Genomic DNA, 20,802 nt, shown 5'->3' with positions numbered 1-20,802 from the left:
AAACTCCGGAGCGGCTCCCGGACTCCACAGCCGTCCGGACGCGGTCCACCGGCCCTGACTCCGGCCCGTGTCCCCGTGGGGGACCGCCGTCGTCCCGACTCCGGCTCCGGCCGGGGTGCGGCGGTCCCTCGCGCATCTCCCCCGAGTGCGCCTTCGGGCGCGGCGTGCCGTCACTCCCAGCCGGACGTGCTCTCCCGCTTGCGCCGCCGCTGCTGCCACGGGAACAACCCCGCCATGTTCAGGGCGTTGACGCCCACGATGCCCGCCCAGGCCACCAGCAGTCCCGGCAGGTGCGCGTTGACCACGGCTATCGCGGACAGCGGGATGGCCAGCACCAGCGACACCGCGGCGAAGCCGAAGCGCTCGCCGAAGCCGCCGGGGCCGTCTCCGCCGAGGTGCGGCCGCACCCCGCGGGCGACCGCCATCTGCATCTCCGCCGACTGCCGGCGCACCCGCCGGTCGATCTCGGCGTCGAGTTTCCGGTCGACCTTCTCCAGGAAGGCTTCCACCAGCTCCGCCTCGTACTCCGGGCCCAGCTCCTTGCGGGTCTCCAGAGTGGCGGCGAGGTCCTTCTTCAGCTCATGGTCGCGGGCCGTCATGCATCCGACGATACGGTCGGCGGTGCCCCGCGTCGGTGGGGCTAGCACCCGTATCCGCCTTAGGGGCAGCCCCGGGACCGCCGGGGCGCCGCTGGAAGGAGCAGTTCCGTGCCCGGACCGACCGAACCCCTGCTGACCTCCCTCGCCGCGCTCGCAGCAGGCAAGGGCGAGGACCGCCCGGACGCCCTCGGTGTCGCGGGGCGGGCCTTCTCCCGGGAACAACTGCTGGGCGCCGCCGCCGCGGTGGCGCACCGCATCGAGGGCGCCCCGGCCGTCGCCGTGCACGCCGACGCGTCGCCGGAGACCGCGGCCGCCGTGGTGGGCGGGCTGCTCGCCGGGGTGCCGGTCGTGCCGCTGCCGCCGGACGCGGGTCCGGCCGAGCGCGGCCACATCCTGCGCGACTCCGGCGCCGCCCTGGTGCTCGGCGGCGACGAGGGGCTGCCCGTCGATCTCGGGGAGCGGCGCGACTGGTCCGGTGCCGAGCCCGCCCCGGACAGCACGGCGCTGATCCTCTACACCTCCGGCACCACCGGTGCCCCCAAGGGCGCGCTGATCCCGCGCGGCGCGGTGGCCGCGGGGCTCGACGGGCTCGCCGAGGCGTGGCAGTGGACCGCCGAGGACACCCTCGTGCACGGGCTGCCGCTCTTCCACGTCCACGGCCTCGTCCTGGGCGTCCTGGGGGCGCTGCGGACCGGCTGCCGGCTCGTGCACACCGGCCGGCCGACGCCGGAGGCGTACGCGGCGGCGGGCGGCAGCCTGTACTTCGGGGTGCCGACGGTGTGGTCCCGGGTGGTGCGCGAGCCGTCCGCGGCCCGGGAGCTGGCCGGGGCCCGGCTGCTGGTGTCGGGCAGCGCGGCCCTGCCCGCGCCCGTCTTCCGGGACCTGGAGGCCCTCACCGGGCAGCGGCCCGTCGAGCGCTACGGCATGACCGAGACCCTGATCACGGTCTCCGCCCGGGCCGACGGCGAGCGCCGGCCGGGCGCGGTGGGCACCCCGCTGCGGGGGGTCCGCACGCGCCTCGCGGCCACCGAGGGCGGCATCGGCGAGCTGGAGGTCTGCGGGCCGACGCTCTTCAGCGGCTACCTGGGCCGCCCCGAGGCGACGGCGGCCGCGCACACGGCCGACGGCTGGTTCCGTACGGGCGACATCGCCGCCGTCGAGGAGGACGGCACGCACCGCATCGTGGGCCGCGCCTCCACCGACCTGATCAAGTCCGGCGGGTACCGGGTGGGGGCGGGCGAGGTCGAGAACGCCCTCCTCGACCACCCCGCGGTCCGCGAGGCCGCCGTGGTCGGGGTGGAGCACGAGGACCTCGGGCAGGAGATCGTCGCGTACGTGGTGGCGGACGGGGTGAGCGAGAAGGTGCTGATCGACTTCGTGGCCGGCCACCTGTCCGTGCACAAGCGGCCCCGCCGCGTCCGCTTCCTCGACGCGCTGCCGCGCAACGCCATGGGCAAGCCCCAGAAGAAGCTCCTGCCTCCGCTGTGACCCGGAGGGGGCCCGCGGACATGACCGGGGTTCCGGCGGATATGACCGAGGTCCCGGCGGATATGGCCGCGGAGGCCCGGCCACCCCTGCATAATTTCATGCAGGGGTGGTGGTCGGTGAATGACCACTGCCGAAGACCGCCGACGACCATGGAGGGCCCGATGAGCGACACCGGGGGCGAACCGGAAGCCACCGCACGGCTGCAGAAGCTCTTCGAAGGGCACCGGCTGACGCCGACTCAGCGCCGCATCGCCCACTGCATGGTGCGCCGCGCGGCCGACGCGCCCTTCCTCTCCAGCGTCGAGCTCGCCGAGCTGGCCGGCGTCAGCCAGCCCTCGGTCACCCGCTTCGCCGTCGCCCTCGGCTTCGACGGCTACCCGGCGCTGCGCCGGCACCTGCGCGACGTCGTCCCCGCGGCGGCCGAGCCGGGCGAGGGCGAGAGCGCGTACAACGAGTACCAGCAGGCCGTCCACGTCGAGATCGACAACCTCCGCCACCTCGCCTCGGTCCTCGCCGACCCCGCCCCGGTCGCCCGCGCGGGCCGGCTGCTCGCACAGTCCCGGCCGCTGCTCGTGCTCGGCCTGCGCGCCGCCACCGCCCAGGCCGCAGGCTTCGCCTACTTCGCCCGCAAGGTCCACCCGGACGTGCGGCTCCTGGACGAGGGCGGCACGCTCCTGACCGACCGCATAGACGCGGCCGTACGGGCCGGGGCGAGCACGCTGCTGTGCTTCGCGCTGCCCCGCCACCCGCGCGAGGTGGTCGAGGCCCTGGAGTACGCGCAGGGCCAGGGCCTGACCGTCGTCACCGTCGCGGACTCCACCTTCGCGCCCGTCGCCCGCCACAGCGATCTGCTGCTCCCCGCCGCCGTCGGCACCGGGCTCGCCTTCGACACCGCCTGCGCCCCGATGCTGCTGGGGCGCATGCTGCTGGAGGCGATGTGCGACGCCCTGCCGGACGCCCAGGCGCGCCTGGAGGAGTTCGACGCCAAGGCGGTGGCGCGGGGGCTGTTCGTGGAGTAGCCCGGCTCAGGAGGCCGGGGCGTCCCGGAAGCGCATCTCCGGGAAGCGCGGCGACGGGCCGTCCAGCAGCCGCCCGTCCCGCCCCTTGAGGAAGCGGTCGAAGAACGCCACCACGTACGCGCGCGTGGCCGCCACCGCGCGCTCCGGGCGGACGGTCCCGATGCCCTGCCGGAGGTCCTCCTCCGACAGGGCGCCCTGCCGGGCGAGGGCGGGCAGCAGCGAGACGCCGTCGGTGTACGTGCCGTGCCCCGCGCCGGCCATCGTCAGCTCGGCCTGCCAGGCGCGCGAGTGCTGCCGGAAGGACGCCCACGACGCCCGGTTGCCGGCCGCGCCGGGGCCGTCGGAGCCCAGCAGGAGGAACGGCCGGTCGACGCCCTCGCGCGCCACGGTGCTCAGCGTGCTGCCCGTGCCGTCGGGGAGGGGGAAGTCCATCTGGCCGTCCATGTTGATCCCCGCCTTGAGACGGCGGTCGTCGTGCAGGGCCTGTGCCGCCGTGAAGCCGCCCGCGGACTGCCCGGCCATGCCCACGCGCCGCAGGTCCAGCGCGTCCCCCAGGCCGCGCGGCAGGTCCCGCCGCCACTGCGCCGAGCCGAGGGTGTCCAGGACGAACCGTGTGTCGTCCACCCGGGCCTTCACCGCCTTGCGGAGCGTGGCGTCGACCTCGGTCACGGGGGCGCCGGCGAGCGTGGGCAGCACCGACTCCGCCAGCTCCCCGTTCGCCAGGCGCACTTCGGAGGAGTCGTAGGTGTGGTCGACCGTGACGACGACGTAGCCGCGGGAGGCCAGCTCCTCGGCCAGGCCGGTGTTCCAGGTGCGCGGGTCGCCCAGCCCGGCGGAGTACAGCACGACCGGCAGGGACCTGCTGCCGCGCGCCACGGGAGCGTCCACGCGTGCGTGCGTACGCGTGGACGCCCAGTCGGCGGCGTCCGGGCGCACGTGGTGGTTGAAGCTGCCCGCGCCCCGGGCGGAGCCGAAGTGGGCGGCCGAGGAGGGGTCCATGTGGGGCGCGGGACCCCTCCCGTCGGCGGGCCGGTCCCGGTCCGCCGGGTAGAAGAGGCTGATCGCGACCTGGCGGTCGCCCCGATCCGGCCTCCAGGGGTCCTTGCGGGCGGTGTCCACCAGGTGGCGGGTGACCGTGCCGACGGCGTGAGGGCCGGTGGGCGCGGGCAGCGCGCCCGGGGTGCTCTTCGCGGTCGCGGTCGCGGCTGTGGCTGTGTCTGTGGTTGTGGCCGGGGCCTTCGCCGTGGCCTGGGCCGCGTGGGCGTCCGGCGGCGGGACGAGCGCGCTCAGCAGCCCGGTCGCGGCCAGTGCCCCCGCCGCGAGGACCGCCCGCCGCCGGAGACCGCTGTCCCGTCGCGCGCGTTCCCGCCGCTCGCCCCCTCGTCCGTGGACAGCCATCCCCGTCTCCTCCCGCTCGTCCCGCCCCGGCAGGGACGACCTTAGGGACCACACGACTGCGCACACGTCATACGGCGGAGCCAAGTCCGGGGTGATACCGGGGTATGACCCCTGTGAGGTACATGCGGCGGATTCTCAGCTCGCACTCAGATTCGTTGGTTAGCCTGCCGCGTGACGGGTCGGGATCGAGTGGATTTCAGAGGGAAAGGCGGGTTTGGACGTGGGGCGCGGTTCGTATGCGCTGGCGCGGGTGGCGGTGGTCGTCAGAGCCCCGGCCGGCTGGCTGTGGTGGCCGGGCCTGCTGAGCGCGGGCACCGGCGTCCTGGTGCCCGGGATCACCGGGCGGCGGATCGGCGTGTTCGCCGGAGCGGCGCTGTTCCTCATCGTCGCGGGCGCGGTCTTCGCGGTGCGCCGCCCGCGGTACGCGGCCCTGGCGCGCGGGGCCTCGCGGGCGGGCCGGTCGGTCTTCCTCCAGGACCGCGCCGTGACCCTGCGGAACTGGCGGCGCGCCCGCCGCTGGTGGCTGCTCCTGGCCTTCCTCGCCGCCGTGGGCTCCACCTTCCTGATCCCGGCCGCCGCGGGCATGGCGCTCGCCGGGGCGGGCGCGGGCCTGTGGGCGAAGGCCCTGTGGCTGGGCGGCCTGGAGCGCCGCAGCGGCTCCCTGCTGTGGGTCCGCACGGAGTGGGCGCAGGCGTCCCCCGCCGCCGAGCCCGTGCGCGGCTACCTGTCCACCGGGCTCGCCGCGGGCGATGCCGCGCCCGGTGGCGGCCGGCGCCGCGCCGGCCGGGTGCCGGCCGGGGCGGCGGTCAGCGAAGCGCGCTGAGGCCCGCTCGGGGCGCGCGCCGCGGCCCGGTCAGCGAAGCGCGCCGAGTTCCCCCGCGTAGGCGCCGCCGCTTTCGGTGACGAGCTCGCCGAGGGTCTGCGGGGCCCGTACGGTCGCGAACCGCACGCCGTCACCCTCCTCTTCTGCGGCTGCGTAGCCGTAAACCCCGGGGCGGGGCAGAGAGTTGTACGCGAAGTGGTTCGAGAAGTAGTACGCGCCGGTGTCGAGCAGGGCCACGTGGTCGCCCGCCTCCAGCAGGGGCAGCGGTCTGCCGACCGCGATCAGGTCGCCCGCGAAGCAGCACGGCCCCGCGACGTCCTGGTCGACCGGCGGTCCCGTCTTCGGCCGCCCCTGCGCGTCGAAGACCGCGATGCGCAGCGGCCAGGACGCCGGCGCGAACACCGTGCGCGTGGCCACCTGGGCGCCCGCGTGCGTCACGGCGATCCGCCGGCCGCCCGCGGTCTTGGTGTACTCGACGCGGGCCACCACCATGCCGCTCTTGGCCAGCAGGGAGCGCCCGAACTCCGTCACCAGCCCGTAGCGCCCGTCGAACAGGCCCGGGGCGGCGGCCGCGAGCAGGCGGGCGTAGGCGCGGAAGGTCGGGGTCACGTCGTCCGACGCGAAGTTCACCGGCAGTCCGCCGCCGATGTCCAGCGTGGTGACCTGCCGGCGCCCCACCGTCCGGTTGATCTCCTCCGCCAGCTCGTACGCGGCCCGCACCCCGGCCGCCATCAGCTCCAGGGGGCAGCCCTGGGAGCCCACGTGGGCGTGCAGCCGGGACAGCCAGGGGCGCTCGGCGTAGGCGCGGAGGAGCCAGGCGCGCGCCCCTTTGTCGCGCAGCGCCACCCCGAACTTCGAGGTGTCCGTCGCCGTGCTCAGCGCGTCGATGCTGCCGCCGCCCACCTGGGGGTTGACGCGGACGCCGAGCGCGGAGCGGGGCGGGCCGGAGGCCTCCCGCAGCAGCCCGTCCAGCCGGGCGAGCTCCTCGCGGCTGTCGGCGTTGACCGCCACCCCCAGCGCGAGGGCCTCGCGGAGCTCCGCCGCGGTCTTGGCGGGGGAGTCCAGCACGATCCGCTCCGGGGCGATCCGCGCCGTCCGGGCCAGGGCCAGCTCCCCGGGGCTCGCCACTTCGGCGCCCAGCCCCTCCTCGGCGAGCAGCCGCAGCACGGGCACGAGGGAGGCGGCCTTCACGGCGAACGCGTGCAGGGTCGTGCCGCGCGCCGCCCCGGCCTCCTCGAAGGCCCCGCGCAGGTCCGCAGCCGCCGCGCGGATCCCCCGCACGTCCAGCAGCCCGGCGACGGGGGACCAGTCGGGCAGCAGTCCCTGCCGGAGCGCGGCCCGCACCACGGTGCCGGGGGAGATGTCGCTGGAGGACATGAAGCCACTCCACCACACCGGGCCGTAAAAATGGCATGCGCTGCGGGCGGTTTCCGCACACGATGAGCCCCAAGTGCGACGGCACGCCCCGGCGTGCGCGGAGCCGCCGCGGGCGGGGACGGGGTGCGAACCGGACCGGCCAGGGGCCGTGGGACGCCTTCGACCGGCTCATCGGTGCCGGTCGATGGGCGCCGCCCCGGAGGCGGGCCGTTCCGCCTGCCTCCTGCGGCCTACGCCGTGACCGCAGCGGGTGCCGCGGCCTCCGTCGCCGTGAGCAGGCCGGCCAGTGCCGCCCGCGTCTCCTGCAGCTCCCCGATGCGTGCGTCGAGCCCGTGCAGCTGTTCGCGCAGGTGCAGGGCCACGCACGGGTCGAACTCCGCCTCCCCCGCGCCCCGCACGCACGGCAGGACGTCCCGGATGACGCGCGTCGGCAGGCCCGCCGCCAGCAGCACGCGGATGCGGCGGACGGTCTCCGGCGCGTCCTGCTCGTAGCGCCGGTGACCGCTGGGCAGCCGGTGGGAGCCGAGCAGGCCCTGCTCCTCGTAGTAGCGCAGCAGCCGCACGCTCACTCCGGTCTCGCGCGCCAGGTCACCGATCTTCATATGAGCTGCCTCACGCGGGGTTGAATCTCACACGGGTGTGAGAATTTAGCGTTCCGGTCATGACGAACACCACCACCGCTCCCGCTTCTTCCCCCGTCCACAGCATCGGCGGCGACCTGCCCGTCTCCCGCATCGGCTACGGCGCCATGCGGCTGGCCGAGACCCCCGACGGGCTCGCCGACCCCATGCAGGCGCCCATCTGGCGCGCTCCGGAGGACCGCCGCGGCGCGGTCGCGCTGCTGCGGCGCGCGGTCGAGCTCGGCATCGACCTCATCGACACCGCGGACGCCTACTCCCTCGGCGAGAGCGAGGCGCTCATCGCGGAGGCCCTCCACCCGTACGCCGGCAGCGTGACCGTCGCCACCAAGGTCGGCGTCGTACGGCCCAGCCCCGCCGAATGGGTGACGCACGGTCACCCGGCCTACCTCCGCCAGCAGGCCGAGCTCGCCCTGCGGCGGCTGCGCGTGGACCGCCTGGACCTGCTCCAGCTGCACCGCATCGACCCGGAGTACCCCCTCGCGGACCAGCTCGGCGCCCTCCGGCAGCTGCAGGACGAGGGCAAGGTGCGGCACATCGGCCTGTCCGAGGTGACCGTCGCCGAACTGCGCGCGGCGCAGGAGATCGCCTCCATCGCCTCCGTCCAGAACGTGTACAACCTCTCGGCGCGCGGCCACGACGACGTCGTCGACTACGCCGCCGAGCACGGCATCACCTTCTTCGCCTACTTCCCGGTGGCCGTGGGCGCGCACGCGGCCCCGGGCGGGCCCGTCGCGGACGTGGCGCGCGAGGTGGGCGCGACGCCCGCGCAGACGGCGCTCGCCTGGCTGCTGCGCCGTTCGCCGACGCTCGTCCCCCTGCCGGGCACGCGGTCGCTCGCGCACCTGGAGGAGAACGCGGGCGCACGGGGCGTCCGGCTCACGGACGCCCAGTACGACCGGCTGGACGCGATCGGCCGGCAGGCCTGAGGCCCGCCGGGCCCGTGGCGGCCGCGGTGCGCGGCGCGGCCGCCGGAAGGGGCTCAGACCTCCTGCACGCCCGCGCGCCACACCGCCGAGACCAGCGGAACGCCCGGCCGGTAGGCGAGGTGGACGTGCGAGGGAGCGTCGAGGAGGGCGAGGTCTGCGCGGGCGCCGGGGGCTATGCGGCCCACGTCCGTACGGCGCAGGGCGGCCGCGCCGCCCGCGGTCGCGGACCAGACGGCCTCGTCCGGGGTCATCCCCATGTCCCGCACGGCCAGCGCGATGCAGAACGGCATCGAGCTGGTGAAGGACGAGCCGGGGTTGCAGTCCGTGGACAGGGCGACGGTCGCCCCCGCGTCCAGCAGACGGCGCGCGTCCGGCCACTGGGCGCGCGTGGAGAACTCCGCGCCGGGCAGGAGGGTGGCGACCGTCGTGCCGTTCGCCAGGGCGTCGACGTCCGCGTCGGTCAGATGGGTGCAGTGGTCGGCCGAGGCGGCGCCGAGCTCCACGGCCAGCTGGACGCCGGGCCCGTAGGAGAGCTGGTTGGCGTGGACGCGCGGCGTCAGCCCGCGGGCGGCGCCGGCCGTGAGGATCGTCCGGGCCTGGTCGCCGTCGAACGCGCCCTGCTCGCAGAACACGTCGACCCAGCGCGCGTGCGGCGCGCAGGCGTCGAGCATCGGCCCGGTCACGAGGTCCACGTACGCGGCCGGGTCGTCGGCGTAGTCGGGGGGGACGATGTGCGCGCCGAGGTAGGTGACCTCGTCGGTGTGCGCCCCGGCGATGCGCAGGGCGCGGGCCTCGTCCTCGACGGTCAGGCCGTAGCCGGACTTGGTCTCCAGGACCGTGGTGCCCTGCCGCAGGGCCTCGTGCACGTAGCGGCGGACGTTGGCGTCCAGCGCCTCGTCGGTCGCGGCGCGCGTGGCGGCGACGGTGGTGCGGATGCCGCCGGCGCTGTAGCTCCGGCCGGACATGCGGGCGTTGAACTCGGCGGTGCGGTCGCCCGCGAAGACCAGGTGGGAGTGGGAGTCGACGAAGCCCGGCAGGGCGGCCCGGCCCCCGGCGTCGACCCGGTTGTCAGTGGCCGGTGCTTTGCTGGACGTGCCGACCCAGGCGACGCGGTCGCCGTCGATGACGACCGCCGCGTCCCGGATCGTGCCGAGGGGGCCTTCGCCGAGGGAGGGGTCGTTCGTGACGAGACTGCTGATGTTGGTGATGACCGTCGTCGCCATGGGCGTGCGGCACTCCTTTGGTCGGTTCGGTGGTTCAGCCTCGTACGGCCGCGATGGACTCCGCCAGCGCCGCCGGCACGTGGGCGACGAGCTGGTGCGTCCCCTCGCGCACGACGTGCCGGCCGCCCACCACGGTGTCCCGGACGTCCGCGGCGCTCGCCGCGAAGACGGCCGTCTCGGCGGCGAGGGCGTACGGCTGGCCCGCGGTGCGCACGGAGTCGAGCGCGACGGCCGTGAAGTCCGCGAGCGCGCCCGGCTCGATGCGGCCCGCCCCGTCCCAGCCGAGGGCCGCGTGGCCGTCTGCCGTGGCCGCGCGCAGCAGCTGGACCGCGGTCCAGTGGCCGCGGGTGCGGCTGTGCAGCCGCTCGTCCAGCTCCATGGCGCGGGCCTCTTCGAGCAGGTCGATGACGGCGTGGCTGTCGCTGCCGAGGGAGAGCGGGGAGCCCGCCTCCTGCAGCGCCCGGGCCGGTCCGATCCCGTCGGCCAGGTCCCGCTCGGTGGTCGGGCACATGCACACGCCGGTGCCCGAGTGGCCCAGGAGGCGGATGTCGCCGGGGGTGAGGTGCGTGGCGTGGACGGCCGTCGTGCGCGGGCCCAGCACGCCGTGGTGCGAGAGGAGGGCGGTGGGTGTGAAGCCGTGGGCCTCCACGCACGCGTCGTTCTCGGCGGTCTGCTCGGAGAGGTGCAGGTGCAGCGGGGCGTCGCGCTCCTGCGCCCACGCGGCCACGGTCGCCAGCTGCTCGGCGGGCACGGCCCGCACCGAGTGGATGGCCGCCCCGATGCGGGTGTTGTCGTCGCCCTTGAGGGCGGAGACGCGCTCGGCCCAGCGCTCGGCGGTGCCGTCGCTGAAGCGCCGCTGGTGCTTGTTCGGCTCGGAGCCGAAGCCGGAGGAGAGGTAGCAGGTGTCGAGGAGCGTGATGCGGATGCCCGCCTCGGCGGCGGCCGCGATCAGGGCCTCGCCCATGGCGTTGGGGTTGTCGTAGCGGGCGCCCCCGGCGAGGTGGTGCACGTAGTGGAACTCGCCGACGGAGGTGATGCCGGCGAGCGCCATCTCGGCGTAGGCCGCACGGGCGAGCGCGAAGTAGTTGTCGGGCGTCAGGTTGTCGGCGACGCGGTACATGACGTCGCGCCAGGTCCAGAAGGTCCCCTCGCCCGCCTGCGTCGCGCCGCGCAGGGCCCGGTGGAAGGCGTGGCTGTGCGCGTTCGCGAGCCCGGGCAGGGTCAGGCCCCGCAGGGTCACCGCACCGGAAGGCGGTGCCGCGGCGCCCCGGCGGACGGCCTTGATGCGGCCGTCCGCCCCGGTCTCGATGACCACGCCCGGCTCGACGCCGGTGTCGAGAAGGGCGTGCTCCGCCCAGTAGGTCTGTGCCGTCAGCGACACGCCAGGCCCTCCAGTACGTCGGCGAGTGCGGTCACCCCGGCCAGGCAGTCGTCCTCGGAGGCCGTTTCGGCGGGTGAGTGCGATACGCCTGTGGGGTTGCGTACGAACAGCATGGCGGTGGGGACGGCTCCGGAGAGGATTCCGGCGTCGTGTCCCGCGCCCGTACCGAGGACGGGGACGTCCCCGCCCAGGATGCGGCCCAGCTCGTCGCGCAGGGCGTGCTCGAATTCCACGACGGGCGTGAAGGACTCCCGGGTGACCCGCACGTCGACGCCGTCGCGCTCGCCGCGCTCCACGGCCGCCTTCTCGATCTCCGCGACCACGAGGTCGAGGGTCTCCTGGTCGGCGGCCCGCGAGTCCAGCCAGCCGCGCACGAGCGAGGGGATGGCGTTGACGCCGTTCGGCTCGACGCCGACCTTCCCGAAGGTCGCCAGGGCGCCGGCCAGCCGGGCCTTCTTGCGGGCCGCGAGGACGGTGTTGGCGTAGGTGAGCATCGGGTCGCGGCGGTCCTCGATGCGGGTGGTGCCGGCGTGGTTGGCCTCGCCGTGGAAGTCGAATCGCCAGCGGCCGTGCGGCCAGATGGCGGAGGCGATGCCGACGGCGCGGTCCGACAGGTCCAGGGCGCGGCCCTGCTCGACGTGGAGCTCGACGAAGGCACCGATCCGGGCGAGGCGCTCGGGGTCCGGGCCGATGGCCTCCGGGTCGTAGCCGGCGCGCTCCATGGCCAGGGGCAGGGAGACGCCCTCGGCATCGCGCAGCGCGTGCGCCTTGTCGAGGGACAGCCGGCCCGCGGTCAGGCGCGAGCCCACGCAGGCCAGGCCGAAGCGGGCGCCCTCCTCGTCGCCGAAGTTGACGACGGCGAGGGGGCGGGACGGCTGCGCCCCGCGGGCGCGGAGCTCGTCCAGCGCGGCGAAGGAGGAGACCACGCCGAGGGGGCCGTCGAAGGCGCCGCCGTTCGGCACGGAGTCCAGGTGGGAACCGGTGACGACGGCGTCCCCGGCGGCCGGGTCGCCGAGCCAGGCCCACTGGTTGCCGTTGCGGTCGAGCTCGTAGGCGAGCCCGCGGGACTCCGCCTGGGCGCGGAACCAGGCGCGGCAGTCGGCGTCGGCGCCGCTCCAGGCGAAGCGGTGGTAGCCGCGGGTGTCCTCGTCACGGCCGATGGACGCGAGGTCGCGCCACATCTCGTGGAACGAAGCCCCTGGCTTCGCCTCGCCCGCAGCCGGGCCGCTCATTCGCCCTCCCGCATGGGAACGCGCACCCCGCGGTCCTCCGCGACCGACTCCGCGATGTCGTACCCCGCGTCGACGTGACGGATGACGCCCATGCCGGGGTCGTTCGTCAGGACGCGGCGGATCTTCTCGCCGGCCAGCGGCGTGCCGTCGGCGACCGTGACCTGGCCCGCGTGGATGGAGCGGCCCATGCCGACGCCGCCGCCGTGGTGGATGGAGACCCACGAGGCGCCCGAGGCGACGTTGACCATCGCGTTGAGCAGCGGCCAGTCGGCGATCGCGTCGGAGCCGTCGAGCATGGCCTCGGTCTCGCGGTACGGCGAGGCCACCGAGCCGCAGTCGAGGTGGTCGCGGCCGATGGCCAGCGGCGCGGCGAGCGTGCCGTCGGCGACCATCTCGTTGAAGCGCTCGCCGGCCTTGTCGCGCTCGCCGTAGCCCAGCCAGCAGATGCGCGCCGGCAGGCCCTGGAAGTGCACCCGCTCGCCGGCCATCTTGAGCCAGCGGGCGAGGGACTCGTTCTCGGGGAAGAGCTCGAGCATCGCCTTGTCGGTCTTGTGGATGTCGGCCGCGTCGCCGGAGAGGGCCGCCCAGCGGAAGGGGCCCTTGCCCTCGCAGAAGAGGGGGCGGATGTAGGCGGGGACGAAGCCGGGGAAGTCGAAGGCGCGGGTGTAGCCCGCGAGCTGTGCCTCGCCGCGGATGGAGTTGCCGTAGTCGAAGACCTCGGCGCCGGCGTCCTGGAAGCCGACCATGGCCTCGACGTGCCGGGCCATGGACTCGCGCGCCCGCGTCGTGAAGTCGGCGGGCTTCTCCGCCGCGTAGGCGGCCATCTCGTCGAAGGAGACGCCGACCGGCAGGTAGGACAGCGGGTCGTGGGCGCTGGTCTGGTCGGTGACGATGTCGATCGGGGCGTTCATCGCGAGCAGCTGCGGGAGAAGCTCCGCGGCGTTGCCGAGGACGCCGATGGACAGCGGGCGGCGGGCGTCGCGCGCCTCGACGGCCAGCTGCAGGGCGTGGTCGAGCGAGTCGGCCTTCACGTCCAGGTAGCGGTGCTCGATGCGGCGCTCGATCGCGCGCGGGTCGCAGTCGATGCAGATGGCGACGCCGTCGTTCATGGTGACGGCGAGCGGCTGGGCGCCGCCCATGCCGCCGAGCCCGGCCGTCAGGGTGATCGTGCCGGCCAGCGTTCCGCCGAACTTCTTGGCGGCGACGGCGGCGAAGGTCTCGTACGTGCCCTGCAGGATGCCCTGCGTGCCGATGTAGATCCACGAGCCGGCGGTCATCTGGCCGTACATGGTCAGGCCGAGGTGCTCCAGGCGGCGGAACTCCTCCCAGTTGGCCCAGTCGCCGACGAGGTTGGAGTTGGCGAGGAGGACGCGGGGCGCCCACTCGTGGGTCTGCATGACGCCGACCGGGCGGCCGGACTGGACGAGCATGGTCTCGTCCTGCTTGAGGGTCTGCAGCGTGCGGACCATGGCGTCGAACGAGCGCCAGTCGCGGGCGGCCTTGCCCGTGCCGCCGTAGACGACGAGCTTGTCGGGGTGCTCGGCGACCTCCGGGTCGAGGTTGTTCTGCAGCATGCGCAGAGCGGCTTCCTGCTGCCACCCCAGCGTGCTCAGCCGGCTGCCTCGCGCAGCTCGTACGGGTCGCGGTCCGGACATGGGGCCCTGCCTCCCTGGCGGCTCTGAATAGAACACTGCACATCTTGGGTGGCTGAATACCTCTAGTCAATGGCTGGCGGCCCGGCGGGATCGCCGGGGCGGCACGGAACGCCGCGCGCCGCACGGGGGAACCCGTGCGGCGCGCGGCGGTGCAAAACGGTGTGAAAGGTGCGAAAGCTGAGGCTCAGGCCTCACTCCTCGCTCAGGAGGCCCCGGCGGAGGCGGACGAGGGTGCGGCCCAGCAGGCGCGAGACGTGCATCTGGGAGATGCCCAGTTCCTCGCCGATCTCCGACTGGGTCATGTTCGCCACGAAGCGCAAGGACAGAATCTTCCGGTCCCGCTGCGGGAGTTCGGCGATCATCGGCTTGAGGGCTGCTACGTACTCGACGCCCTCGAGGTCGTGGTCCTCGTAGCCGATGCGGGCCGAGAGGGCGCCCTCCGCCTCGTCGTCCTGCGCCTGGGCGTCCAGCGAGCTCGCCGAATAGGCGTTGCTCGCGGCCATGCCCTCGACGACCTCGTCCTTCGTCAGGCCGAGGTGCCCGGCAAGTTCGCCGACGGTGGGGGAGCGGTCCAGGCTCTGGGCGAGCTCGTCGCGGGCCTTGGCCAGGTCGATGCGGAGCTCCTGGAGCCGGCGCGGCACGCGCACGGACCAGCTGGTGTCGCGGAAGAACCGCTTGATCTCGCCGATGATGGTCGGCATCGCGAAGGTCGGGAACTCGACGCCCCGGCTGAGCTCGAAGCGGTCGATGGCCTTGATGAGGCCGATCGTGCCGACCTGGACGATGTCCTCCATCGGCTCGCTGCGGGAGCGGAACCGGGCGGCGGCGAACCTCACGAGGGCGAGGTTCAGCTCGACCAGGGTGTTGCGTACGTAGGCGTATTCGTGCGTGCCCTCTTCGAGCGCCTCCAGGCGGGCGAAGAGCGTCTTGGACAGGGCACGTGCGTCGTGCGGCGCCATTTCGCCGGGGGGCGTGGGGCCGGCCCCGTCGTACTCGGGAAGCTCGGAGAGCTCGGAAATCTCGGGAAGCCCGGAATGCTCGGGCAGGGACTGGGGCAGGGGTGCCGACGACGCCGTACGCGGTTCCGCACGCGTTTCGTCGAGCCGGGGTGACATGGTCTCCTCCATCATTCTCGGCATATGGCTGCCGATGCCGTCGCGTCGTGCTGCGGTGAGCGGCGCCTCCAAAGCCGTCCGTGGTGGATGTCGTCCTACTAGCCCTACCTGTCTTCACCCTTGCACCGCAAGTGCGTGATGTCCCTATATGTGCATAATGTCGGACCTTCGGCTACCGGACGCCGTAGGGAAGGCGTAGTGTTCTGGGAGCGCCACGCAGGCACACCGAGAAGGGATGCGCATGGATCGCGGGATGGTCGGCAGCGCAAGCAGGGGCCGGCTGCATGTAGCCGTCCGGCGGGACGGGGCGAGCGCGATCGTGACGCCGGTGGGTGAGCTCGATCACCACACGGCGGACGTGCTGCGCGAGCCCCTCGAGGCCGCCATCGCCGACGGCGGCGCACGCGTGGTCCTCGATTGCTCCGGTCTGGAGTTCTGCGACTCGACCGGTCTCAACGTGCTCCTGGGCGCCCGGCTGCAGGCCGAGGCCGCAGGCGGCGGAATCCACCTGGCTGCGATGCAGCCCGTGGTCGCCCGGGTCTTCGAGATCACCGGCGCGGAAGCCGTCTTCACCGTGCACGACACCCTCGACGCGGCCCTCGCCGGCTGACCCCTGGCGCCCCCGCCTTTCCCTGTGCGTTACTCAGTCGTCACCCGGTCGGCCGGGCTCCTTCGGCGTGGGTTCGCAGGCACCAGTTGCATGCATCACAGGATCGGCACCGAAGAAGTGGGTGTTCTCACGATTCGGTCGGGCAGGAGTCTGCTGAATCCGTTCCATGTGCCAGGTAGCCGTGATCAAGGTATCCAGGTACCCGTCCGTCCCTTCGTTCCGTTCTGAATCGGTGAATCGGTGAGGTGAAGCGCTGATGAGCACCACCCGGCCGTGCCCTCCGCCGGGCGACCCCGGTCCGGGGGCGAACGGCGCCGCCTCTTCCGGTGCGCTGTCGCCGGACGGGTCTTCGCAGGGGTCCCGGCCCGGCGGGACGCGCCGGCTGCACCTCGTCGGGGTCAGCGGCGCCGTGCCCATGTCGCGTGACTTCACCCGGCAGGCGCTCCACGACTGGGGCTGGCTCCCCGCGATCGGCGCGGATCACCGCGCGGCCGCCGAGGACGTCCTGCTCGTCGTCTCCGAGCTGGTCACCAACGCCTGCCTGCACGCCGACGGCCCCGAGGAGCTTCGCGTGAGCTGCACGGGCAAGGTGCTGCGCCTGGAGGTCGTCGACCTCGGCGCGGGGACGCCCGCGCCGCGCACCCCGCACCGCGCGGGGCGGCCCGGCGGGCACGGGATGTTCATCGTGCAGCGGCTCTGCCTGGACTGGGGCGTCGTGCGGAACGAGGGCGGTGCCGGGAAGACGGTGTGGGCGGAGCTGGCTGCGCCGGGCTAGGCCTCCGGCTCTTCCCTCCCCTCCCCTTCCTTTCTTTTCTTCTGTTCTCTGCCTTCTCTTCCTTCCTCAAGGTCCCCGGCGTACTGTCTGCGCCCGATCTGATGTGCCGTCAGCTGGGCTCGGCTCGCTCTGCGCTGCTCTGCTCGGCTGCGGTACCGGACGAGAGGGGAACCAGAGGTGTCCCACATCCCACGCCGCGCAGCCGCCCTCGCCGCGTCCCTGGCCGGCGGGGCCGTCCTGCTGGGCGCTCCGGCCGCGCACGCGGTGACGATCGACGTCGACTACGCGTGCAAGACCCCCATCGGCGACAAGAGCGCCGTCTCGCCCATCGACATCAAGGGCGTCGCGGACGGCGGTGCGTACAAGCTGACGATGTCCTTCGAGAAGGGCGTCTCCTCCAGCCCCATCGAGCTCGGCAAGGGCGCGATGAAGCCGAGCGCCGTCATCAAGGTGGGCGGCGCGGACAGCGGGACGGTCGCCGTCTCCGGGCCCGCCAACACGGAGCCGATACCGGCCAACACCCCGATCAAGATCAGTGACCTGTCGGGGACGTACACCCCGAAGAAGAGCGGCAGCGTGACGTTCACCGCCTCCACGCTGACGATCCAGGCGCTGGGTACGACCACCACCTGCACGCCGACGAACAACCCCAAGCCCTCGCTGACGCTCGACGTCAAGGGGCCCGGCGGGAGTTCCGGTGGGTCCTCCTCGGGTGGGTCTTCCTCGGGCGGTTCGTCCTCGGGTGGGTCCTCCTCGGGCGGTTCGTCTACGGGTGGCTCGTCCACGTCCGGCGGGGCCGCCTCGGGTGGTTCCTCCACCGGCGGTTCTGCCACCGGCGGTTCCTCCTCCACCGGCGGCGGTCAGCTTCCCCAGACCGGGCCCGCCGACTCCGCCATCGCCCTCGGCACCCTCGGTGGCACCGTCCTGCTCACCGGCGTCGCCGGCACGCTCTGGCTGACCCGGCGGCGCCGGGCGGCGACCACGCGCTGACCCACATGAAGGGGCCGCCCGTGCGCCGTCGTCCCGTCCGTCTTCTCCTGCCGGTCCTCGTGACGTCGCTGCTCTGTGCCTCCGCCGTTCCGGCCACCGCCGCCACCACTGCCGGCGACGACGACCGGCCGTGGTCGGCCGCACCCGCGCCCGCCGGTACGGAGGCTCCCGGCCCGGACGGCCGCGCGTCGTTCTACCTGGAGGGCGCCCCCGGCACGGTCTTCACCGACAAGCTGTCCGTCGTCAACCCCGCGGATCGCGAGCGTTCCTTCGCCCTCCGGGGCGCCGGGCCCTGGGTCTCCCTCGCCCGGCAGGAGGTGCGGGTGCCCGCCCGCACCCGGGCGAACGTGCCCTTGCGCGTGACGGTCCCCGGGGACGCGGAGCCCGGCGACCGCTTTGGCGCGGTGGTCGTGAGCGGGGAGGGGCGGGAGGTACGGGTGCCGCTGGTCCTGCGCGTCAGCGGGGCACCGGCGCTGCCGGCGCTTGCCGTCGAGAACGTACGGGTGAGCGGCGCGGGCGCGGGCGGCGGCGCCGTGATCCGGTACGCCCTGGTCAACCGCGGCAACCGGGCGCTGACCCCGCGGCTCGCCATCCACGCCGACGGGGTCTTCGGTACGGTCCTCCGCCGCACGATCGCCGACGCGCCGGGCGAGCTGGCGCCGGGGCGGGTGGTGCGGAGGGTGGAACGGTGGCCGGACGCGCCGCGGCTGGACTCGGTGACGGTGCGGGTGACCGCTGTCGCGGAGGGCGGGGTGCGGGCCGCCGGGTCCGGCTCGTACACGCCCGTGCGGTGGGTTCTGCCGGTGGGTGGCGGGGTGGTGCTGGTGCTTGCGGGTGGGGTGGTGGTGCTGGTGCAGCGGCGGCGCCGCGGTGCGGGGAGCGGCGTATGAGGCGCGTCGTGGTCCGGCGCCGGGGCCTCCGGGGCAGGGCCCTGGACCGTATATTTACGGCGCCCTCTGCCCTGCCGCACGCGCACCCCGCGCCGGGCGCCGCAAATACACGTCAGCGTCCAGGGCCCTGCCCCTGCGGCCCCGGCGCCTCCGCCGGAGTTCTTCTTCCCCTGCTGCTGGTCCTCTTCGTCGCCCTGTTGCCCGCTGCGGGAGCGGCTGCTGCCGATGGCCCTCGTCTCTCCCTGGATCAGTCGGAGGCCGGCAAGGGCAGCACTGTGGTCGTCAGCGGGGAAGGGTGGCGGCCTCGGGCCCTGCTCACTCTGCTCGTGTGCGGGCGGAACATGGTGGGGGGTACCAATGATTGCGTTAATGCGGAGGGCCGGACCGTCACTACGGAGAGTGATGGATCCTTTCGGCGGGAGTTTGTGGTGGGCGAGCCGCCCACGCCTTGCCCGTGTGTGGTGCACGTGGCCACGGTGACCGGGGAAGCCTCGGCGGCGGACGTCCCGCTGGTCGTCGCGGGGCATCCCGTCGCCCCGCTGCCCGAGTCCTCCGGAGCGCGGATCGGCGTGCTGGACGCCCGGCTGGAAGGTTCCGGCGGGCTGCTCACGTGGTTCGGGGCGCCGCCGGTGCGGCGGCTCGTCCTCACGGTCGGGAACCTGGGGTCAGGGGTGGCCAAGGACCCCGTCTTCCGTGTGGGGACCGCGCGGGGGCTCCTCGCGCCCTCCTGGGAGGAGCGGAAGTGGCGCGGGACGATCCCGGCGGGGCAGCGCGCCCGGGTCGCCTTCGACGTGGAGCTCGCCGCGGGCGCCCACGGGCCCTACGAGGTGTCCCTCAAGTACGGCGACAAGGTGCTGGTCACCGAGCCCTGGGACGTGCCCCGGCCCTGGGGGGTGACGCTCTTCTGGATCCTGCTGTGCCTCGTCGTCCCGGCCGGTCTCTTCCGGCTCGGGATGGTCGTCGTCGACCGGCTGCGGCCCCGGCCCCCTGCCGCGGCCGCGGAGCCCCGCGCCCTGCCCTGGTTCACCCCGGAGGCCATGCCGCGTCTGCCGGACTGAAACGCACAGTGCCCCGGCGCGCCATTGCGCCGGGGCACTGTCATTCAGGGGGTCCTCAGCGGACGTCGCCCATCAGGCCTTCGATCCGCTTGCGGGACATCCACACCGCGACACCGGCCAGGGTGGCGGCCGCCGCCTGCGCGAGGATCACGCCGGTGCCGTTGAGGTCGGCACCCGCCTCCGTCAGCAGGGTCATGGTGCAGTCGCCCGCGGTCACCGCGAGGAACCAGACGCCCATCATCTGGCTCGCGTACTTCTGCGGCGCCATCTTCGTGGTGAGCGACAGGCCGACCGGGGAGAGGCACAGCTCACCCATGGTCTGGATGCCGTAGATCATCAGCAGCCAGGCCGGGGTGACCTTCGTGCCGTCGGCGGCCATCGCCATCGGGATGGCGAAGACGAAGAACGAGGCGCCGATGATGACCATGGCCATGGAGAACTTGACCGTGGTGCTCGGCTCGCGGTCCTTGCGGGCGAGCCACAGCCACATCGAGGCGAAGACCGGGGCGATGGCCATGACCCACAGCGGGTTGACCGACTGGAACCAGGTCGACGGGAAGTCGATGCCGAAGACGTTGTCCGCGGTCTTCTTCTCGGCGAAGGTCGACATCGTCGAGCCCGCCTGGTCGAAGATCATCCAGAACACGGCGGCGGCGACGAAGAACCAGATGTAACCGCTGACCTTGGTCTGCTCGGTCGCCGACAGGTCCTTGTCACGCTTGATGCGGGTCAGGACCGTGATCGGGATGACCAGGCCGACCAGGGCGATCGGAATCGTGGCCCACTTCTGCGTGAAGTGGCCGGTGCCCGCGACGACGCCGTAGAAGGCGGCGGCGATGGCCAGCCAGAGGGCGGCCTTCATGAGCGTCGACTTGCGCTCGGCGGCCGTCAGCGGCTTCGGGACGACGCTGCTCTGCGGGCTGAGGTGGCGGGTGCCCCACAGGAAGAAGAGCAGGCCGAGACCCATGCCGGCCGCGGCGATCGCGAAGCCCAGGTGCCAGTTGACCTTCTGGCCGACGGTGCCGATGACGAGCGGCGCGGCGAAGGCACCGGTGTTCACACCGATGTAGAAGATCGTGAAGCCGCCGTCGCGGCGCGGGTCCTGCGGGCCGTCGTAGAGGTGGCCGACCATCGTGGAGATGTTGGCCTTCAGCAGACCCGAACCGATCGCCACCAGCGCGAGGCCGGCGAAGAAGGTCGGCTTGCCCGGGATGGCCAGCGTCAGGTGACCGGCCATGATGACGCCCGCCGCGATGGCGACGGTCTTGCGCGGGCCCCAGACACGGTCGCCGAACCAGCCGCCGGGCATGGCGAGCAGGTAGACCATCGCCACGTAGATGGAGTAGATGGCCACCGAGCTGGCCTCGGGCATCGCCAGACCGCCGCCCTGGCTGTCGGGCTTCGCGTCCGGGCCGCCTGCGATCAGGTAGACGACGAGGAGGGCGCGCATGCCGTAGTAGCTGAAGCGCTCCCACATCTCCGTCATGAAGAGGGGGGCCAGGCCACGGGGGTGGCCGAAGAAGGTCTTGCCGCCGGAGGCCGGAGAGGTCTTCTCCTGCTCGGCCGCACCCTTCGTCAGGCTGGACGCCATGTCGATCCTTG

The 20,802-nt window shown here is 73.7% G+C and carries 19 protein-coding genes; 9 read left to right on the top strand and 10 right to left on the bottom strand.

Annotation, left to right across the window (positions count from 1 at the left end; translation table 11 throughout):
* Nucleotides 1–170 precede the first annotated feature (170 nt).
* A complete protein-coding gene (locus ACFPP6_RS25940) occupies nucleotides 171–599 on the bottom strand; it encodes a hypothetical protein (RefSeq protein ID WP_382046917.1) in 429 nt (142 codons plus the stop codon).
* A gap of 129 nt (nucleotides 600–728) precedes the next feature.
* On the opposite strand from ACFPP6_RS25940, the gene ACFPP6_RS25935 reads away from it, so the two are divergent.
* Nucleotides 729–2,087, top strand: a complete 1,359-nt coding sequence (locus tag ACFPP6_RS25935) for an acyl-CoA synthetase (RefSeq protein WP_382047118.1) — start codon at nucleotides 729–731, stop codon at nucleotides 2,085–2,087.
* 161 nt (nucleotides 2,088–2,248) lie between these two features.
* A complete protein-coding gene (locus tag ACFPP6_RS25930; protein WP_382046914.1) occupies nucleotides 2,249–3,106 on the top strand; it encodes a MurR/RpiR family transcriptional regulator in 858 nt (285 codons plus the stop codon).
* Nucleotides 3,107–3,112: 6 nt separating this feature from the next.
* On the opposite strand, the gene ACFPP6_RS25925 is transcribed toward ACFPP6_RS25930, so the two are convergent.
* Entirely contained in the window at nucleotides 3,113–4,504 is a 1,392-nt protein-coding gene (locus tag ACFPP6_RS25925; RefSeq protein ID WP_382046911.1) for an alpha/beta hydrolase family protein, read from the bottom strand.
* Between the two features lie 220 nt (nucleotides 4,505–4,724).
* Here ACFPP6_RS25925 and ACFPP6_RS25920 point away from each other — a divergent pair, with 220 nt between their 5' ends.
* Nucleotides 4,725–5,327, top strand: coding sequence for a hypothetical protein (locus ACFPP6_RS25920; protein WP_382047115.1), 603 nt, complete (start codon nucleotides 4,725–4,727; stop codon nucleotides 5,325–5,327).
* Between the two features lie 30 nt (nucleotides 5,328–5,357).
* Here the strand turns inward: ACFPP6_RS25920 and ACFPP6_RS25915 are convergent, their stop codons facing one another.
* Together ACFPP6_RS25915 and ACFPP6_RS25910 are read right to left on the bottom strand one after the other, a co-directional pair.
* A complete protein-coding gene (locus ACFPP6_RS25915; RefSeq protein WP_382046908.1) occupies nucleotides 5,358–6,704 on the bottom strand; it encodes a type III PLP-dependent enzyme domain-containing protein in 1,347 nt (448 codons plus the stop codon).
* 230 nt (nucleotides 6,705–6,934) lie between these two features.
* Nucleotides 6,935–7,306, bottom strand: a complete 372-nt coding sequence (locus ACFPP6_RS25910) for a MerR family transcriptional regulator (protein WP_382046905.1) — start codon at nucleotides 7,304–7,306, stop codon at nucleotides 6,935–6,937.
* 59 nt (nucleotides 7,307–7,365) lie between these two features.
* On the opposite strand from ACFPP6_RS25910, the gene ACFPP6_RS25905 reads away from it, so the two are divergent.
* Nucleotides 7,366–8,271, top strand: a complete 906-nt coding sequence (locus ACFPP6_RS25905; protein WP_382046902.1) for an aldo/keto reductase — start codon at nucleotides 7,366–7,368, stop codon at nucleotides 8,269–8,271.
* 53 nt (nucleotides 8,272–8,324) lie between these two features.
* Here ACFPP6_RS25905 and hutI read toward each other — a convergent pair whose 3' ends face one another.
* The 5 genes from hutI to ACFPP6_RS25880 all read right to left on the bottom strand — a co-directional run bounded on the left by hutI (nucleotide 8,325) and on the right by ACFPP6_RS25880 (nucleotide 14,889).
* On the bottom strand, nucleotides 8,325–9,494 hold the full coding sequence (gene hutI, locus ACFPP6_RS25900; RefSeq protein ID WP_382046900.1) for an imidazolonepropionase: 1,170 nt from the start codon (nucleotides 9,492–9,494) through the stop codon (nucleotides 8,325–8,327).
* Nucleotides 9,495–9,528: 34 nt separating this feature from the next.
* Nucleotides 9,529–10,869: a formimidoylglutamate deiminase gene (locus ACFPP6_RS25895; RefSeq protein WP_382047112.1), complete on the bottom strand. Its 1,341-nt coding sequence runs from the start codon at nucleotides 10,867–10,869 to the stop codon at nucleotides 9,529–9,531.
* Nucleotides 10,866–12,107: an allantoate amidohydrolase gene (locus ACFPP6_RS25890; protein ID WP_382046897.1), complete on the bottom strand. Its 1,242-nt coding sequence runs from the start codon at nucleotides 12,105–12,107 to the stop codon at nucleotides 10,866–10,868. The genes ACFPP6_RS25895 and ACFPP6_RS25890 overlap by 4 nt, the downstream gene beginning before the upstream one ends.
* The gene (gene hutU / locus ACFPP6_RS25885; RefSeq protein WP_382046894.1) at nucleotides 12,104–13,762 is read right to left on the bottom strand and encodes a urocanate hydratase; all 1,659 of its coding nucleotides are present in this window, start codon (nucleotides 13,760–13,762) and stop codon (nucleotides 12,104–12,106) included. Before hutU ends, ACFPP6_RS25890 begins: the two co-directional genes overlap by 4 nt.
* 191 nt (nucleotides 13,763–13,953) lie before the next feature.
* Nucleotides 13,954–14,889, bottom strand: coding sequence for an RNA polymerase sigma factor SigF (locus ACFPP6_RS25880; RefSeq protein WP_382046891.1), 936 nt, complete (start codon nucleotides 14,887–14,889; stop codon nucleotides 13,954–13,956).
* A gap of 229 nt (nucleotides 14,890–15,118) precedes the next feature.
* Here ACFPP6_RS25880 and ACFPP6_RS25875 point away from each other — a divergent pair, with 229 nt between their 5' ends.
* The 5 genes from ACFPP6_RS25875 (at nucleotide 15,119) to ACFPP6_RS25855 (ending at nucleotide 19,200) form a co-directional block, all read left to right on the top strand.
* On the top strand, nucleotides 15,119–15,487 hold the full coding sequence (locus ACFPP6_RS25875) for an STAS domain-containing protein (protein ID WP_058046591.1): 369 nt from the start codon (nucleotides 15,119–15,121) through the stop codon (nucleotides 15,485–15,487).
* Nucleotides 15,488–15,743: 256 nt separating this feature from the next.
* Nucleotides 15,744–16,262 carry an ATP-binding protein gene (locus ACFPP6_RS25870; protein ID WP_382046888.1) on the top strand — a complete coding sequence of 173 codons (519 nt, stop codon included), beginning with the start codon at nucleotides 15,744–15,746 and terminating at the stop codon, nucleotides 16,260–16,262.
* A gap of 177 nt (nucleotides 16,263–16,439) precedes the next feature.
* Nucleotides 16,440–17,252, top strand: a complete 813-nt coding sequence (locus ACFPP6_RS25865) for an LPXTG cell wall anchor domain-containing protein (protein ID WP_382046885.1) — start codon at nucleotides 16,440–16,442, stop codon at nucleotides 17,250–17,252.
* Nucleotides 17,253–17,272: 20 nt separating this feature from the next.
* Nucleotides 17,273–18,142: a COG1470 family protein gene (locus tag ACFPP6_RS25860; protein WP_382046882.1), complete on the top strand. Its 870-nt coding sequence runs from the start codon at nucleotides 17,273–17,275 to the stop codon at nucleotides 18,140–18,142.
* A 467-nt stretch (nucleotides 18,143–18,609) separates the two neighbouring features.
* Nucleotides 18,610–19,200, top strand: coding sequence for a hypothetical protein (locus ACFPP6_RS25855; protein WP_382046879.1), 591 nt, complete (start codon nucleotides 18,610–18,612; stop codon nucleotides 19,198–19,200).
* A 55-nt stretch (nucleotides 19,201–19,255) separates the two neighbouring features.
* Here ACFPP6_RS25855 and ACFPP6_RS25850 read toward each other — a convergent pair whose 3' ends face one another.
* Nucleotides 19,256–20,791 carry a peptide MFS transporter gene (locus ACFPP6_RS25850; RefSeq protein WP_382046876.1) on the bottom strand — a complete coding sequence of 512 codons (1,536 nt, stop codon included), beginning with the start codon at nucleotides 20,789–20,791 and terminating at the stop codon, nucleotides 19,256–19,258.
* Nucleotides 20,792–20,802: the final 11 nt, after the last annotated feature.

This window comes from Streptomyces aureoversilis (assembly GCF_042657885.1).
GTDB lineage: Bacteria > Actinomycetota > Actinomycetes > Streptomycetales > Streptomycetaceae > Streptomyces > Streptomyces aureoversilis.
Note: the sequence above shows the minus strand (reverse complement) of the source record. Positions and strands in the feature narration are given on the sequence as shown.